This window comes from Dyadobacter pollutisoli, from assembly GCF_026625565.1.
Lineage (GTDB): Bacteria > Bacteroidota > Bacteroidia > Cytophagales > Spirosomataceae > Dyadobacter > Dyadobacter pollutisoli.
Window position 1 is genome coordinate 4,291,422 of record NZ_CP112998.1, and the last position, 14,460, is coordinate 4,305,881.

Below are 14,460 nucleotides of genomic sequence, written 5' to 3' on the forward strand. Positions count from 1 at the left end.
TTTTACAGCCTGCCTGATCGAATTAAGCTAAATTGTCCCCGAAATTTACTCCATCCAAAAACCTGAAAACGTATGCTTGTTACTACCACACCGAATATTGAGGGTAAAAAAATCATCAAATACATTGGATTAGTAAACGGCGAGGCCATTATCGGAGCCAATTTCTTCAAGGATTTCCTTGCGGGGATACGTGACGTAGTAGGCGGTCGCTCAGGATCTTACGAGCAGGGCCTGCGTGAGGCCAAGAGCATTGCGATCCGTGAAATGATGGATCAGGCACAACGGCTGGGCGCCAATGCAGTGATCGGAGTGGATATAGACCTTGAGACGATCGGAGGAAGCAGTACGATGCTCATGGTAAGTGCCAACGGTACTGCGGTATGTTATGAATGATACCGCAGCTTTCATTTTTTAGAAAACCTGTCTGGCGATCTGCGAAACATTATCGGACTTGCCCATTGTGTAAAAATGAAGCACGGGTACTCCGTATGCCATCAGCTCCTTACATTGCTGGATCCCCCATTCAACGCCTACCTGACGGACGTCTTTGTCGGAAGCACACTTATTAACCTCATCTACCAGTTCCTTGGGGAATTCCAAATGAAAAATATCGGCCAGAACTGATAACTGCTTCCGCGTAGATAGTGGTTTAAGACCCGGAATGACCGGAACCGTAATACCTTCCGCGCGGCATCTTTCCACAAACTGAAAGTATTTCTGGTTATCGAAAAACATCTGGGTAACTATATAATTGGCGCCCAGCTCTATTTTTCTTTTCAAATGCGCGTAATCGGTGTCAAAGCTCGTTGCATCGAAGTGTTTTTCAGGGTAACCTGCTACACCGATACAAAAATCAGTAGCGTGCATTTCGGTTTCGGCATTGAGCAAAATACCTTTATTCATATTGTCAACCTGAGTGACCAGTTCCGAGGCGTAGGTATGTCCGCCAGCTTTCGGCTTGAAAATGCCGGCAGATTTTTCGGGATCGCCCCGTAGCACAAGCACATTGTCGATCCCGAGGTAATACAGATCGATCAGGACATCTTCGGTTTCGTCTTTGGTGAACCCTCCACAAATCACATGCGGCACCGCGTCCACATGAAACCGCTCCATCAGCCTGGCGCAAATCCCGACAGTACCAGGTCTTTTACGGATCGGTATACGTTCAATCGTCCCATCGCTGGCCACCCTGTCGATCAGCTCCTCTCTATGATAGGTCACATCCACAAACGGAGGTTTGAATTCCATAAGAGGTTCGATTGAATTCAGCAATTCGTTGATATTCTGACCCTTTAAAGGTGGGATAATCTCAATGGAGAACAATGTTTTGCCTTCGGCCCGGCGAATGAACTCGGTAACTTTGGTCATGAAATGGGTTGGTGTGTTCCAAAAGACTACAAATGAACACGATTTAAATATGCTAACCAATTTGTATAGCACAAAAAAATGGCCTACCGCATTACAGTAGGCCATTCCACGTAAACCCTCCTCTATCAGTGTTCGTCAAAAATGTTATGGGGTGTCTGACAGGGCGTCAGTCCCTCAGCAACAATTTGCTTGACTGAATACTAATAACTAAAATTCTGTGCCAAATTATTAAACAAAGTGTTAGAGAACAATTTATATCAAACTTTTTTTATTGAACCGTAGATTAAGTACTACATTTTTCCTGAATGATCCATTAATTTTTGATTCTGTACAGTTACTTATGAACGTTCACTGTTTCCAAATTCAGCAAATCCGGGAATTCATTCCCCAAAAAGTGTAGTAGGCTAGATTTCAGGGCTGAACCTGCCTCGTCATCTCAATATGTTCCAGATTGTCTTCCAGATACATCTCACCTGACTGCTCGAAAAAGAATGATTCATAAAATCTTTTCAGGTACAGCTGCGCACCGATACGTATGATGCTTTTGCCATACAGTTCTTCCAGTTTTTCAATGGATACATTCAAAAGCTCAATGCCCAGGCCCTCCCCTCTTCCTTTTCCCGAAACCGCGATCCTCCCGATCGAGGGATACTCGTAGGATAAACCAGCCGGAACAATCCGTGCGACCGCCATAATGGTATCACCACGGTAACCGCAAACGTGGAGACATTTTTGGTCTTTGTTGTCCAGATCCAGAAAGTTACAATTCTGTTCGACCACAAAAACCTCACATCTTAACCTGAGCAATGCATATAATTCTTCTTTGGAAAGCTCCTCAAACGTTTTGAAACGCCATTCTAATTTTAAATTCATTTAGCCTTTCGTTCTTGTATGGAATATTTTACCTGATATTAGCCGTCTTTTATAAATTTGCATCATAATTACGGACTGCAGGACAATTAAAGTAAAAAAATTAACTACTAATACATTACAAGCATGGGAAGAGCATATGAGTATAGAAAGGCAAGAATGTTTAAACGTTGGGACAAAATGGCCAAAACCTTCACCAGGATTGGAAAAGATATTGTCCTGGCTGTAAAAGGCGGAACTGCCGATCCCAACACAAATGCGAGGCTCAGGGTACTTCTTCAGAACGCACGAGCAGCCAATATGCCCAAGGAAACTGTTGAACGTGCAATAAAAAGAGCTACTTCGAAAGATCAGGACGACTATAAGGAAATGGTATACGAGGGTTACGGCCCACACGGTGTTGCCATTTTGGTTGAAAGTACCACCGATAATCCCACCAGGACCGTTGCCAACGTCAGAAGCTATTTCAATAAGCTTGGTGGCAGCTTAGGAACGATGGGTATGCTGGATTTCATTTTTGACAGAAAATGTATCTTCAAAATAAAAAACAATGGCGGCAAGGACCTGGAAGAACTGGAATTCGAATTGATCGATGTGGGTGGTGAGGAAGTTTTCCTCGATGAAGAAACCAACCTGATCAATATTTACGGCGAATTTTCAGCATTTGGCGCATTGCAGCATTACCTCGAAGATAATGGTTATGAGATCGTTGAGGCTGATTTTGAACGTATCCCCAATGATACCAAGTCACTCAGTGACGAAGAAGTTGCCGAGGTAGAGAAGCTGATCGAGAAAATAGAAGACGACGACGACGTTCAGCGTGTATACCATAACATGGGCTGATCCCTCAGTGCAGGGCCAGTATAGCATGCTGTTTTTTCATAAATTCAAATTTACCGCCCACCTCCTTACCCAGTAGCGAGGCGCCGACGGGCGAAGAAGATGAGACTGCCAAAACGGTCTCATTTTCTATTTTTATAGTACCCAGGCTCACTGCAATAAAAAACCAGCCGGCAGTAGTTTCCAGCAGCGATCCCACTGCACTGCGACTACTGACCTCACTCTGACTAATCCGCTCCAGTATCAATCTTTCCAGCCTTACCTGCTCATACTGGCGTGCATGCATGTTACGATCCAGCTGTCCCATCGACCGCGATGTTTCGTATTTGTCTCCCATTGAGCTTTTCCCCTGGTCATTTGCAGACTCCTGGGCTGCTTCCATTGCATTCCAGGCAACCTGCATACGTTCTTCCAAAAGTGCTTTCAAATAGGTGATTAATACTGACTTGTTCATTGTGCTGGTGCCTGTCGGGATGCTTTATGATGTGACTACAAAGCATCAAAGATAAATGCGCCCTGCTGCATTACCCTGCTTCTACATTAAGAATTCTGTAAAACGCATTCCACTGCTTAATATTTCGCATTAAGCCAACAATAAATACTACGAAAAATATAACTAAATAAACTTCGATATACTTATAACACTTCGAAGGCATCTACTTTTCGTAAATAATTGAAAAATAAGTAGTTAACTAGTAACATTCGTCAAAAAAATACTTATAAAATTAGTATTTACTAAATATTAAATATAAATTTTACCCTGAACACTATCCCTCTTATCATGAGATATTTATACAACACTATCTTCCTTGTCGCATTGCTTGTTTTCTTCGAATGCAACGCACAATCCGTCTACATTAACGAGCTAATGGCTTCCAATTCCAACGCTTATGCTGATCAGAATGGCGAGGACGAGGACTGGATAGAACTTTACAATGCAGGAGTTTCAACTGTTGATCTGGGTGGCTATTATGTATCCGATGATCCTGGTGAGCTGAAAAAATTTCAGCTGCCTTCTGGCACCGGTGAGTATGTGATGACGCCGGGGTCATTCCTGATTCTATGGGCTAGCGGCACCACAGTCCTACCCAGGCACCTGAATTTTAACCTGAGTGGCGACGGAGAGCAATTTTTCCTAATGACACCGGGTGAAGTCATTGTCGATCAGATCACTTTTCCAAAACAGAGGGTAGACATTTCTTATGGCCGAAAAACCAATGGAGGTGCTGAGATCGTCTATTTTTCGCCGTCCTCGCCCAACGCAAGCAATGTTGCCGCCAACTCGTTTACTGGTATTTCTGCCCCGCCGACCATGAGTGCTACCAGCGGTTTTTTTCAAAATCCGTTTACATTGACAATATCGTCCACCGTGCCTGGCTCTGAAATTTTCTATACCACCGACGGCTCCGAACCCGATAAAAACAACATAACAGCGCCCGGCACCGCTTACCAGTTCAAGAACGTGTACCCGCAAGATCCCGGGCAATCCGCCGGACCTACTTTTACGAATTATTACCTGACTATTAAACAAGTCACGCCTGTCAATGTGTCCGTGGTCGACAAATCAACTCAGCCGGATGTTTTCGCCGCTATATCCACCACTAATGATTTTACGCCGACTTACGCCTCTGTGCCTGTCAAACCGGCGTACAAAGGAATGGTGGTGAGAGCGAAAGTGTATGAACCCGGCAAGTTACCCAGCGAGACCATATCCAGATCGTTTTGGTTTACGGCCAACGGACTGCCGAAATCAAGCCTTCCTGTTTTCTCGATCAAAACAAGTCCTGATAATATGTTTGACTATGTGAAAGGAATTGGTGTTGCAGGAAAAGATTTTGTCGATTGGCGAAATAATAACCCTTCTGCCGGTTCCTTTGCTCAGCCTGTGGGCAATTACTACCGAGGCGATGAAATACCCGTCAATGTGGAAATGCTGGTAGACGGCGTGCCGGTCCTCAATCAGGAACTTGGGCTTCGCATTCATGGTGCAGGCTCCCGTACCCACGACAAAAAAAGTTTCAGGCTGTATTCGACGGGCGAAAATGCATCGCAGAGCAATATTGACTACCCCATATTCCCGTCACAGCCTTTCCATACATTTAAAAGGCTTTTGTTAAGAAATTCGGGGAATGACTACGAAAGGATACTTTTCAAAGATGCATACATTCATCAGATCGGTAAAGGTCTCAACATTGAACTACAAGATTACCGACCAGCCGTCACCTATCTGAACGGTGAGTACTGGGGCATTCATAATGTAAGGGAACGACTCGACGAGTACTACTACGCCAGTCACTACGCCCTGGAACCCGACAACATCGAATTCTTTGCAGACCCGGATATTTCAGGTAACACCGGCCATTATGCCGACCTGTCCAATTACATTAAGACCCATGATATGGCGGATGGTACGAACTATAACTATGCCCTTGCACGCATGGATATGGACAATTTCATTGATTATTGTGTACTGGAATTATATTGTGCCAACTGGGACTGGCCCTATGGGAACGTCACCTATTGGCGGCATAAGGTACCTTACAATCCAGCCGCCGGGGCCGGAAAAGATGGACGGTGGAGGTGGGCGTTGTTCGATGTTGATCTGAGCTTTGAAGACCTGGCGGCCGATCAGTTCGGAAAAGCATTGGGCGCACCTGATTTCCTTTTGCAATACTTGTTGCCGAATACAACATTCCGCAATAAACTCATCAACCGGTATGCCGATCTGATCAACTCTTACTTTCAACCTCAGCGCTTGCTGGATCAGATAGCGGTTTGTAAAAGCGCCATCATTAACGAGATCCCCGAGAACATCAAGCGCTGGAACCGGCCTTCGAGCTTTGCCACCTGGGAGGCGAATATTAATCTCATGGTCAATTTTGCGACCAATCGCCCCAGTGTTGCACGCGGTCACATTCAGAATCGATTTAACCTCGTCGATGGCACCCGGGTAATTACTGTGAATGTTTCCAATACGGCACACGGATATGTGAAGGTGAACACCATTGATATTTTGCCAACAACGCCGGGGCTAGCTGCTAATCCCTATCCCTGGAGTGGCACTTACTTCAAAAACGTGTCGATATCGCTCACAGCCATTCCAAAACCCGGATTTAAATTTTTGCAGTGGGAAAATATCACAACAAGTGCCGTGCTGACCACCCCTACCATCGATTTTATTCCTTCATCAGGCTCAAACTACAGGGCTGTTTTTGCTACGGATGTCGCACCTGTGCAGGTTCCTGCGCCTCTGGATGCCAGCGCTTGTGTATACAATTTCAATTCATGGGCGTCAGACGCCGCCTCAGGCACCTTTCCTCCGAATATGGGTTTTGTTTACATGGCAAATGACGATCCCGAACTGGCATCAGCGGTCGTGGGCTTCACCAGCGGTGTTTACAACTTCACGAGCAAAACGAGGATCAATGGCCTTGGCGCCGATGGTATTTCATTTATTAACACTGGCAATGCTGCTGGAAACGTGGGATATCCGGGAATGAAACTCGGAGGTGCTATCCTGGCCCTTAACACAACAGGAAAAACGCAGGTTAGCGTAAAATGGACTGGTGGCACGGTCACCCCCAATTTCCGTCCTTATGCGATAAGGTTACAATATCGACTTTCAGAAACGGGTGCCTTTACGGATGTGCTCAATGCCAGTAGCCAGCCTGTTCAATATTTACGGTCAGCTACGGCAGGGCATTCACAGGTGATCGATTGGGTACAACTCCCCGCAGCAGCCCTGAACCAGCCCTACGTGCAGCTGTTGTGGCGATATTACTGTACAGATGCTACGATCTCCGGTGCCCGCGATGAATTGCGCTTGGACGAGATTTCGATACAATCCTGTACCAACCCGCTACCAGTTTCGCTGGTACGGTTCGATGCCAAAGCAATGGAGGACCAGGTGAATGTGACCTGGGAAACGAGCGATGAGGTGAACAATGATCACTTTGACGTGGAGCGGTCTGCGGATGGCAAAAATTGGAGTCTGATCAAGTCGGTTGCAGGAAATGGTACCAGCCATCAATCCAACCAGTACTGGGTTATGGATGAGCAACCGCTGGGAGGCAGAAGTTATTATCGCCTCAAACAGGTAGACCATGACCAAACCTATACTTACTCCCACATGGTATCAGTAATGCGTCAGGCGTCGAAGGAGCCAATGCTTTATCCTAATCCCGTAAAAAGCATGCTTAGGGTGGCACTCGCGCAGCCCTGCGACGTGACATCTTACATTATTACCGATGCGACTGGTCAGGCACGCAAAAATGGCAAGGCAGCAGGTTGCAATGAGCTGGCTATTCCCGTCGAAAACCTGGGTTCGGGCCTGTATATCATTCAAATCAAAACAAAAGACGGAACATTTGTCAATTTGAAATTCATGAAAGAGTAAAATAATTCTTTCATGCACGAAGCCTCGGATCGTCGGAAGAAAATAGCCAGCTCCCATTCATTACAGCTTGACTATTTTCTTCCTGACAGACTGGCCTGAACTCATTTTCACCTGAATAAAATAATCTCCCTGGCGCAGGCCCGAAATATCCATTAGGTTCGATTTCGTATTTTGCATGACCGCCTTACCTTTCAGATCAAACAAAGTGATTGCTTCTACGACTGCTCCATTGTCCGTTGCTACCTGAATTTGATGCTGTGCCGGGTTTGGGAAAACAAATTCATTGAATTCCTCACTTTCATTCCGAACCGCAATGATCCTCGACATGGTCGATTTTCCATCATAGTCCACTTGTTTCAACTTATAATACGTTACCAGTTTTGCCGGAGCTTCATCAGAAAATGTGTAGGTGTTGTTCTCTTTGCTATCGCCAATCCCTTTGACGTTTCCCACCGCCTCAAACTTGATAGCATCATCACTTCTCTGAATTTCGAAATAATCATTGTTTTCTTCAGACGATGTTACCCATCTCAGCTCGTTTTGTCCGTTGCCATTCCTCTTACCGTTAAAACTCGCCAGAGTCACGGGCAAAGGTGGGCCGGGAAGCGGCGGAGCTTGCGCCATAAACGATTTCGCATTTTGAATAATATTAACTGATGGATTTGTAATCGCATCTCTCCACAACGAAGCCGCCATGGTTTGCCCGGTTACATTAAAGTGCAGGCCGTCATATCTCCCGGCATTACCAATGCTATTCAGGTTTGCACCTCTGAACACATTGGGTATTGTACTAATCAGCGTTTCCTGCGCAGAAGTAATGACAGCATTTACCCCGTTATTGTAGCATGAAGTAGCAATTAGCCACGCAAGATCTGAGTACCCGGATTCGTCGCGTGTCTTTGTTATCACCCGTTCACTCCTGAACCTAAATTCTTCCGCGGTCAATCCTCCATCATTCACCCCATGCATGGACAAAATCGCCCTCAGCCCTGTTCTCGGGACATACGCATTCATCGCATTCCGGATATTGGCATAGGGCATCCGGATACTGTATTCTATAAAACCATGGTCAAAAGGAATGTTATAGGCTGATTTGTAAGTCTGGTCAATGTTGCTACCCCCGAAAGCCGCACTATAAAACAATACCGGGACATTCAGTGCCGAAGGGCTCACAAGTAGATCACCCAGCCTGGACCACAGCCAGGGATACTGCACCATGGGGCCAATACCGCAGGTCTGGCACAATTGCGTGGGTTGTAAAGGGGCCAGATAGTCGGCCGTACCATTCATCAGGTACTCGTTGTAAAGCGGCAGATCCGCATTTGGATTAATCGAATTGACCATATCGCTGCTGGCACCCACCATATCTCCGTCCTGGCCGGCAGCAGCTGCATTGGAATGTCCCACAATGAGGAACACTTCCCCTACACCCACCTTTTCAACCGTAACAGAGCTTCCTACCTGCGAGCCATTTTTTTTGCCCCTTACTTCCAGGTCATATCGACCTCCGACCGCCGTCAGAGAACCGGAAAAAACGTTTCCGCTGGCACTACCTACGATTTCCGTCCAATCGACTGCGGTACCGGGCTCCCCTGTCCGGGTGTTCAGGCGTGCCTCAATCTTATCCACGGCAGAAATGTAAGTTCCGGTGATAAAAACGGTGGCACTACCTGCCTGGTTTCTTTGATAAACCATCCTCGCGGGAGGAAAACTGATACTTAGCTGGCCAAAAAGTGTGCTTGAAGTCAAACAAAACATTAAAATGGTAAAAATTTTCATGCGCATAGAGTGTAAAAATAAAAAGTGAAAAATGAAGACGAAGGCAATACATATCTAACCCTCTCGACGATGGTCGGATTGAGAGTAAATATCAAATTAGTGGTCCTGAAATTTAAAGGCTTGAATGTTAACGTATTAGAGGAGAGTAATGTATTAGTAATACCGGAGTTGACGATACTGTCTATAACAAAATTAATAAAGAGAATAATACTATCATTCAACATGTTACAAATAAATTTCTTTTTTATATTAAACTATACTACAATCGCTATTCAGGCGTTCAATTCCGTTTTCTAATTTTTTCGAATCTCTTCAAGAAGAGGTTTTTTGTTTAGACGCAGAAACTAAAAATTGGTTTCTACCTGATTCTCAATTTTTTTAGGGCTTTATAAACAAGTGATTCGTTTTTAAATCGCAATTGCATTTTCTCGTTGACCGCTTCCTTATTATCTTTGCAAAACTTTCTTGAACATCAGCAATGACAAAACTTTCGGTCCGGCACTTACTTGGAATTAAAAACCTGAACGAGAATGACATTCAAACCATATTAGATACTGCCACCCAGTTCAAGGAAATCATCAACCGGCCCATCAAAAAGGTGCCCTCTCTGAGAGACATTACCATTGCCAACGTCTTTTTCGAAAACTCCACACGGACACGACTTTCTTTTGAACTAGCTGAAAAAAGGCTTTCCGCTGACGTAGTTAACTTTTCTGCCTCCGGGAGCTCGGTCAAAAAGGGAGAAACCTTGCTGGATACGGTCAATAATATCCTGGCCATGAAGGTGGACATGATCGTAATGCGTCATAGCAGCCCAGGAGCACCACATTACTTGTCCACCAGAATTCCGGCGAATGTTGTCAATGCGGGAGATGGAACGCATGAGCACCCTACCCAGGCACTGCTGGATGCGTTTTCAATGCGCGAGAAACTGGGAGATCTTACCGGAAAGAAAATTGCAATTATCGGAGATATTACCCATTCAAGGGTTGCTCTTTCCAATATTTTTTGTCTTCAAAAACTAGGTGCAGAGGTGATGGTTTGCGGACCTTCTACACTAATCCCCAAGCATTTAGGAGAGCTGGGTGTCAAAATCGGCCACAATGTAAAAGAGGCACTCGAATGGTGTGATGTAGCCAATGTGCTACGGATACAGCTGGAACGCCAGCAGATCAAATATTTTCCTTCGCTGAGAGAATATTCGCTTTATTACGGAATCAACAAAGCCATGCTGGACGACCTGAACAAGGAAATTGTGCTGATGCACCCCGGCCCTATCAATCGTGGCGTGGAGCTTTCTTCGGATGCTGCAGATTCCAGCCATTCCATTATCCTGAACCAGGTCGAGAATGGTGTAGCGGTGCGAATGGCGGTACTTTACTTACTTGCGCAGCAATAATATCAGCATCTTACTTCTTTTCTTTTTGTCCCCAGCCTGCCCATATCCCATACTTTTTTAATGAAGTCGGGAGCGTAAGGGACTTTGCATGCGGTATCACCGAGGTTCACTTTCACCTTACCAATCCCGATTCCGACGGTCATAGCTTTGTCGGCAAGTGGCTTGTAATAGGATCCTACTGCGATCACAAATCCGTTCATTACGTATCTCACCCGGTTTGGTGCTACGTGGATCTCTCTTTCAACCCTGTCCAGCAGCCGGTCAATTTCCTTTTCATCAATATTTTCATCCGGCGTCAATGCCATCAGGCAGCCCAGCGTGGACCAGCCAGCATCCGCAACCAACTCCTTGTCTGATTCAATCCATTTACGGGCCATTTCAAATCCGTAATTACTTTCAGCAGCATTCCAGGCGACAGTATATTCACTGATCATATGCCAGGATGCACCTTCAATCCATTCGTCCAGCACTTCCGGAGTAAGCAATGAAGGCTTTGTCATCAATCCCGCCAGGTACATCGCATCCGAATTACCGGTTTTGTACAGTTCGAGCGCTAACTGGTGGTTGTTTTTGTGCTTTTTCAAAATTGGCTTCATATCCCCGATCTTAACGCCATACATGGGTTCCTGACCACCATGATTCCGAAAAGTTTTCAAGGTTTGCTCGCTTCCCAGCGCTGCCAACTGGTTCATGATTTCCTTAACCTGGCCCATGTTTCCTTTTTTTATTTTATTGTCAAAATATAACATTTTTAGATAAAACTTTACCTTTAACCACATCCTTAATATTCAAATCTGATGACTTATACGGAAGGAATGCTCCGCGACGGGGCTCTGAATAATAAAACGATCATTGTAACAGGAGGCGGTACGGGATTAGGAAAATCTATGGCAGCTTATTTTCTTAAACTAGGGGCCAATATCGTCCTGTGCAGCCGCCGCCTCGAAGTGTTGGAAGCGACCGCCCGCGAACTCGAAGTGACTGTTGGCGGAAATGTGCTATGCGTGGCATGTGACGTAAGAAAACCGGAGCAAATCGAAAATGTCATCGCTGGTACCATTGAAAAATTCGGACGTATAGATGGCCTGGTGAACAATTCGGCGGGAAATTTCATAAGCCCTACCGAAAGACTATCCTACAAAGCTGTGGATGTGGTGGTGGACATTGTGCTCCGCGGAACTTACTATTTTACGCTGGCTGTTGGCAAATACTGGATTGAAAACAATATCAAAGGTACGGTTCTCAACATCTCCACCACCTATGCGTGGACGGGCTCTGGCTGGGTAGTACCTTCCGCTATGGCCAAAGCGGGCGTGCTGGCCATGACAAAATCGCTCGCTTTTGAGTGGGCAGACCATGGCATACGCCTCAATGCCATTGCTCCAGGGCCATTCCCTACCAAAGGGGCATGGGAGCGGCTTTTTCCGGAAGAACTATCCAAAAAGTTCTCTTTTGAGAGCCGAATCCCGTTGGAGCGGGTGGGTGATCATCAGGAACTGGCTAACCTAGCGGCCTACTTAATGTCAGATTTTTCGGCGTACATGACCGGCGAAGTGATTACACTGGACGGAGGCGAAGTACTGGCGGCCGGGCAGTTCAATTTCCTGAAAGAAGTAACTGACGATCAGTGGGATTCCATTGAAGAACAGATCAAAACCGCCAACCGGAACAGTAAGAAATCAGAATAAAAATTTTCTTACCGTTTTATTGGGTAATTTTGCCCGTTCGTTCGTTATTTGACAAATGATGAAAACATGTACATGAGAACTACTTTAAGCTTTTACGTCTATATTTTATCGGTGTTGGTGATCGCAGGCTGCGCGTCTTCCAATAAGTCAATGAAGCAACTGCCGGAAGCGCAGGTAAGGCCATCGGAGCAGCAATCTGCACCGATTAACGAGGAACTTTCACTGATTGCCATTCAAAGCAAGTATTTGTTAAAGGACACTACCCAAACGAAAGTTTACCTTTATGTGGATGCTTTCAAAGGTAAAAACCCGATATCGGTTGCCGAATTCACCAAAATCTACAACCTGAACTACGTCATTTATTCAGACTACGGAACGAGGGACAGGCTTGGTTACGGAAATGTCAAACTCGATTCATCCAATGTGTCAAGGGTTGGGGATAAGATCGTCATCGCATACGACATTAAAAGCCCCAACAAAGACTACGGGGTTCTTTTAAGTGAAATCAGTCAGACTGGGACATTGAAAAAAGTATTGAATGACCTCACAATCAAATTCAAAAAACTTTCAGTAAGCCAGACATACGGGCTTTACACCGCTACAAGTGCACAGCCTTTGCAGCGTCATTATGTGAATGCCAACGAAGCGTTCACCCTGAGAAAAGTTGGCGAAGGAAGTGATCAGCTTCATGTATTTTATTACAACCATGATTTTGAGGCAGCAGGTTCACCCATGAACGTTGCGCCAAAAACGATCAGCAAGTCCCTGGAAGTGGATAGCTCATTCACAATTAACACCAACGAGCCGCTTCATTTTGACAAAGAAGGACTTTATAATGTATTCGCTGATACTACTCAGTCGGAAGGATTGGGCATACTGGTTGTAAATGAGCGCTTTCCAAAAGTGACGCGACCACAGCTTTTGCTGGGCCCGCTGCTTTACATGAGTACTAATAACGAGATCAACGAAATTAAAAAGGCAGAGGACTATAAAAAGGCATTGGACAAATACTGGCTCACGCTGATGAATGGCAATGCGCCTTTGGCCCAGCAGTCGATCCGTTCATTTTATAGCCGCGTAGAAGAAGCCAATCAACTTTTTACAACCTATAAAGAAGGTTGGAAAACGGATAAGGGCATGATATATATCGTGTTAGGCCCTCCGGACAAAGTGCAGCGCAGCAAAGATCGCGAGGTTTGGACCTACGATCAGCGAGGTAATGCGCAGAATGTAAATTTTACTTTTAATCGAAGAAACAATCAATTTGTGGATGATCATTATGAACTGGTTCGCTATGCCGAATACCAGCCGATTTGGTATCCAGTAGTAGAAGCATGGAGAAACGGAAGTATACGGTAAGAAAACCCGCCCCAAGACAGTCCCAGGCCGACATGGTTTTTGGTACGCAGTCTGTACTCGAAACAATGCGTTCGGGCAAAGAAATAGAACGACTATTCATTCAGAGAGAGTTTGGTCTTTCAGAAATTGAAAAACTGGCCAAAGAACTTGACATTCCTTTCCAGCGGGTACCGGTTGAAAAACTGAACCGGGTAACTCGCAAGAACCACCAGGGAGTGATTGCATTTGTGTCACCTATTCAATACATGCCATTGCACAACGTGCTTACGCAGGTATTTGAAGAAGGAAAAACGCCATTATTGCTGCTTCTGGACAGGATTACCGATGTACGCAACTTTGGAGCCATCGCCAGGACGGCAGAATGTGCAGGCGTTCAAGCATTGATCGTTCCTACCAAAGGTGGGGCCCAGATCAATGCGGATGCTATGAAGACTTCTTCAGGTGCATTGAACTTCCTGCCTGTTTGCCGTGAGCCAAACTTGTACGAGACATTGCTTTATCTACGAAACAGCGGTCTACAAATCATCGCTTGTACAGAAAAAACAGAGAAATCACTTTACGAGATAGACTTTTCAATTCCCACGGTGATCATCATGGGCTCGGAAGAAGATGGGATTTCACAGGAATTCATTCACCTGGCTGATAGCGGTGCGAAAATTCCGCTGAGTGGTCAGGTTGAATCCCTCAATGTGTCCGTAGCGAGCTCGATCGTACTTTATGAGGCTGTTAGGCAGCGATTAAAAATCTGATATTAAGGATTT

11 protein-coding genes and 1 pseudogene are annotated in these 14,460 nt (G+C 45.5%); 7 read left to right on the forward strand and 5 right to left on the reverse strand.

Features of this window, described 5'->3' with window-relative positions:
* Positions 1 to 72 precede the first annotated feature (72 nt).
* Positions 73 to 390, forward strand: a pseudogene (locus tag ON006_RS17555) (heavy metal-binding domain-containing protein); the annotation flags it as partial.
* Positions 391 to 411: 21 nt separating this feature from the next.
* Here ON006_RS17555 and metF read toward each other — a convergent pair.
* Positions 412 to 1,368, reverse strand: a complete 957-nt coding sequence (metF, locus tag ON006_RS17560; protein WP_244820677.1) for a methylenetetrahydrofolate reductase [NAD(P)H] — start codon at positions 1,366 to 1,368, stop codon at positions 412 to 414.
* Between the two features lie 411 nt (positions 1,369 to 1,779).
* Positions 1,780 to 2,241 carry a GNAT family N-acetyltransferase gene (locus ON006_RS17565; protein ID WP_244820678.1) on the reverse strand — a complete coding sequence of 154 codons (462 nt, stop codon included), beginning with the start codon at positions 2,239 to 2,241 and terminating at the stop codon, positions 1,780 to 1,782.
* Positions 2,242 to 2,364: 123 nt separating this feature from the next.
* On the opposite strand from ON006_RS17565, the gene ON006_RS17570 reads away from it, so the two are divergent.
* On the forward strand, positions 2,365 to 3,081 hold the full coding sequence (locus ON006_RS17570) for a YebC/PmpR family DNA-binding transcriptional regulator (protein ID WP_244820679.1): 717 nt from the start codon (positions 2,365 to 2,367) through the stop codon (positions 3,079 to 3,081).
* Positions 3,082 to 3,085: 4 nt separating this feature from the next.
* Here the strand turns inward: ON006_RS17570 and ON006_RS17575 are convergent, their stop codons facing one another.
* Positions 3,086 to 3,532: a transcription elongation factor gene (locus tag ON006_RS17575; RefSeq protein WP_244820680.1), complete on the reverse strand. Its 447-nt coding sequence runs from the start codon at positions 3,530 to 3,532 to the stop codon at positions 3,086 to 3,088.
* Between the two features lie 327 nt (positions 3,533 to 3,859).
* On the opposite strand from ON006_RS17575, the gene ON006_RS17580 reads away from it, so the two are divergent.
* A complete protein-coding gene (locus ON006_RS17580) occupies positions 3,860 to 7,474 on the forward strand; it encodes a CotH kinase family protein (RefSeq protein ID WP_244820681.1) in 3,615 nt (1,204 codons plus the stop codon).
* 60 nt (positions 7,475 to 7,534) lie between these two features.
* On the opposite strand, the gene ON006_RS17585 is transcribed toward ON006_RS17580, so the two are convergent.
* Positions 7,535 to 9,253 carry a T9SS type A sorting domain-containing protein gene (locus tag ON006_RS17585; protein WP_244820682.1) on the reverse strand — a complete coding sequence of 573 codons (1,719 nt, stop codon included), beginning with the start codon at positions 9,251 to 9,253 and terminating at the stop codon, positions 7,535 to 7,537.
* Between the two features lie 478 nt (positions 9,254 to 9,731).
* Between ON006_RS17585 and ON006_RS17590 the strand changes: the two genes are divergently transcribed.
* Entirely contained in the window at positions 9,732 to 10,652 is a 921-nt protein-coding gene (locus tag ON006_RS17590) for an aspartate carbamoyltransferase catalytic subunit (RefSeq protein WP_244820683.1), read from the forward strand.
* A gap of 2 nt (positions 10,653 to 10,654) precedes the next feature.
* Here the strand turns inward: ON006_RS17590 and ON006_RS17595 are convergent, their stop codons facing one another.
* Positions 10,655 to 11,401: a DNA alkylation repair protein gene (locus tag ON006_RS17595; RefSeq protein ID WP_244820684.1), complete on the reverse strand. Its 747-nt coding sequence runs from the start codon at positions 11,399 to 11,401 to the stop codon at positions 10,655 to 10,657.
* Positions 11,402 to 11,449: 48 nt separating this feature from the next.
* Here ON006_RS17595 and ON006_RS17600 point away from each other — a divergent pair, with 48 nt between their 5' ends.
* The 3 genes from ON006_RS17600 (at position 11,450) to rlmB (ending at position 14,448) form a co-directional block, all read left to right on the forward strand.
* Positions 11,450 to 12,340, forward strand: coding sequence for an SDR family oxidoreductase (locus tag ON006_RS17600; protein ID WP_244820685.1), 891 nt, complete (start codon positions 11,450 to 11,452; stop codon positions 12,338 to 12,340).
* Between the two features lie 150 nt (positions 12,341 to 12,490).
* A complete protein-coding gene (locus ON006_RS17605) occupies positions 12,491 to 13,699 on the forward strand; it encodes a GWxTD domain-containing protein (RefSeq protein WP_310590201.1) in 1,209 nt (402 codons plus the stop codon).
* Positions 13,675 to 14,448: a 23S rRNA (guanosine(2251)-2'-O)-methyltransferase RlmB gene (gene rlmB / locus ON006_RS17610; protein ID WP_244820687.1), complete on the forward strand. Its 774-nt coding sequence runs from the start codon at positions 13,675 to 13,677 to the stop codon at positions 14,446 to 14,448. Before ON006_RS17605 ends, rlmB begins: the two co-directional genes overlap by 25 nt.
* Positions 14,449 to 14,460 lie beyond the last annotated feature (12 nt).

What these genes read in the sequence shown, in the direction of transcription:
- ON006_RS17600 (WP_244820685.1), top strand. Translation starts at nt 11,450, where the DNA reads ATGACTTATACGGAAGGAATGCTCCGCGACGGGGCTCTGAATAATAAA.
- ON006_RS17585 (WP_244820682.1), bottom strand. Translation starts at nt 9,253, where the DNA reads ATGAAAATTTTTACCATTTTAATGTTTTGTTTGACTTCAAGCACACTT.
- metF (WP_244820677.1), bottom strand. Translation starts at nt 1,368, where the DNA reads ATGACCAAAGTTACCGAGTTCATTCGCCGGGCCGAAGGCAAAACATTG.
- ON006_RS17595 (WP_244820684.1), bottom strand. Translation starts at nt 11,401, where the DNA reads ATGTTATATTTTGACAATAAAATAAAAAAAGGAAACATGGGCCAGGTT.
- ON006_RS17580 (WP_244820681.1), top strand. Translation starts at nt 3,860, where the DNA reads ATGAGATATTTATACAACACTATCTTCCTTGTCGCATTGCTTGTTTTC.
- rlmB (WP_244820687.1), top strand. Translation starts at nt 13,675, where the DNA reads ATGGAGAAACGGAAGTATACGGTAAGAAAACCCGCCCCAAGACAGTCC.
- ON006_RS17565 (WP_244820678.1), bottom strand. Translation starts at nt 2,241, where the DNA reads ATGAATTTAAAATTAGAATGGCGTTTCAAAACGTTTGAGGAGCTTTCC.
- ON006_RS17575 (WP_244820680.1), bottom strand. Translation starts at nt 3,532, where the DNA reads ATGAACAAGTCAGTATTAATCACCTATTTGAAAGCACTTTTGGAAGAA.
- ON006_RS17590 (WP_244820683.1), top strand. Translation starts at nt 9,732, where the DNA reads ATGACAAAACTTTCGGTCCGGCACTTACTTGGAATTAAAAACCTGAAC.
- ON006_RS17570 (WP_244820679.1), top strand. Translation starts at nt 2,365, where the DNA reads ATGGGAAGAGCATATGAGTATAGAAAGGCAAGAATGTTTAAACGTTGG.
- ON006_RS17605 (WP_310590201.1), top strand. Translation starts at nt 12,491, where the DNA reads ATGAAGCAACTGCCGGAAGCGCAGGTAAGGCCATCGGAGCAGCAATCT.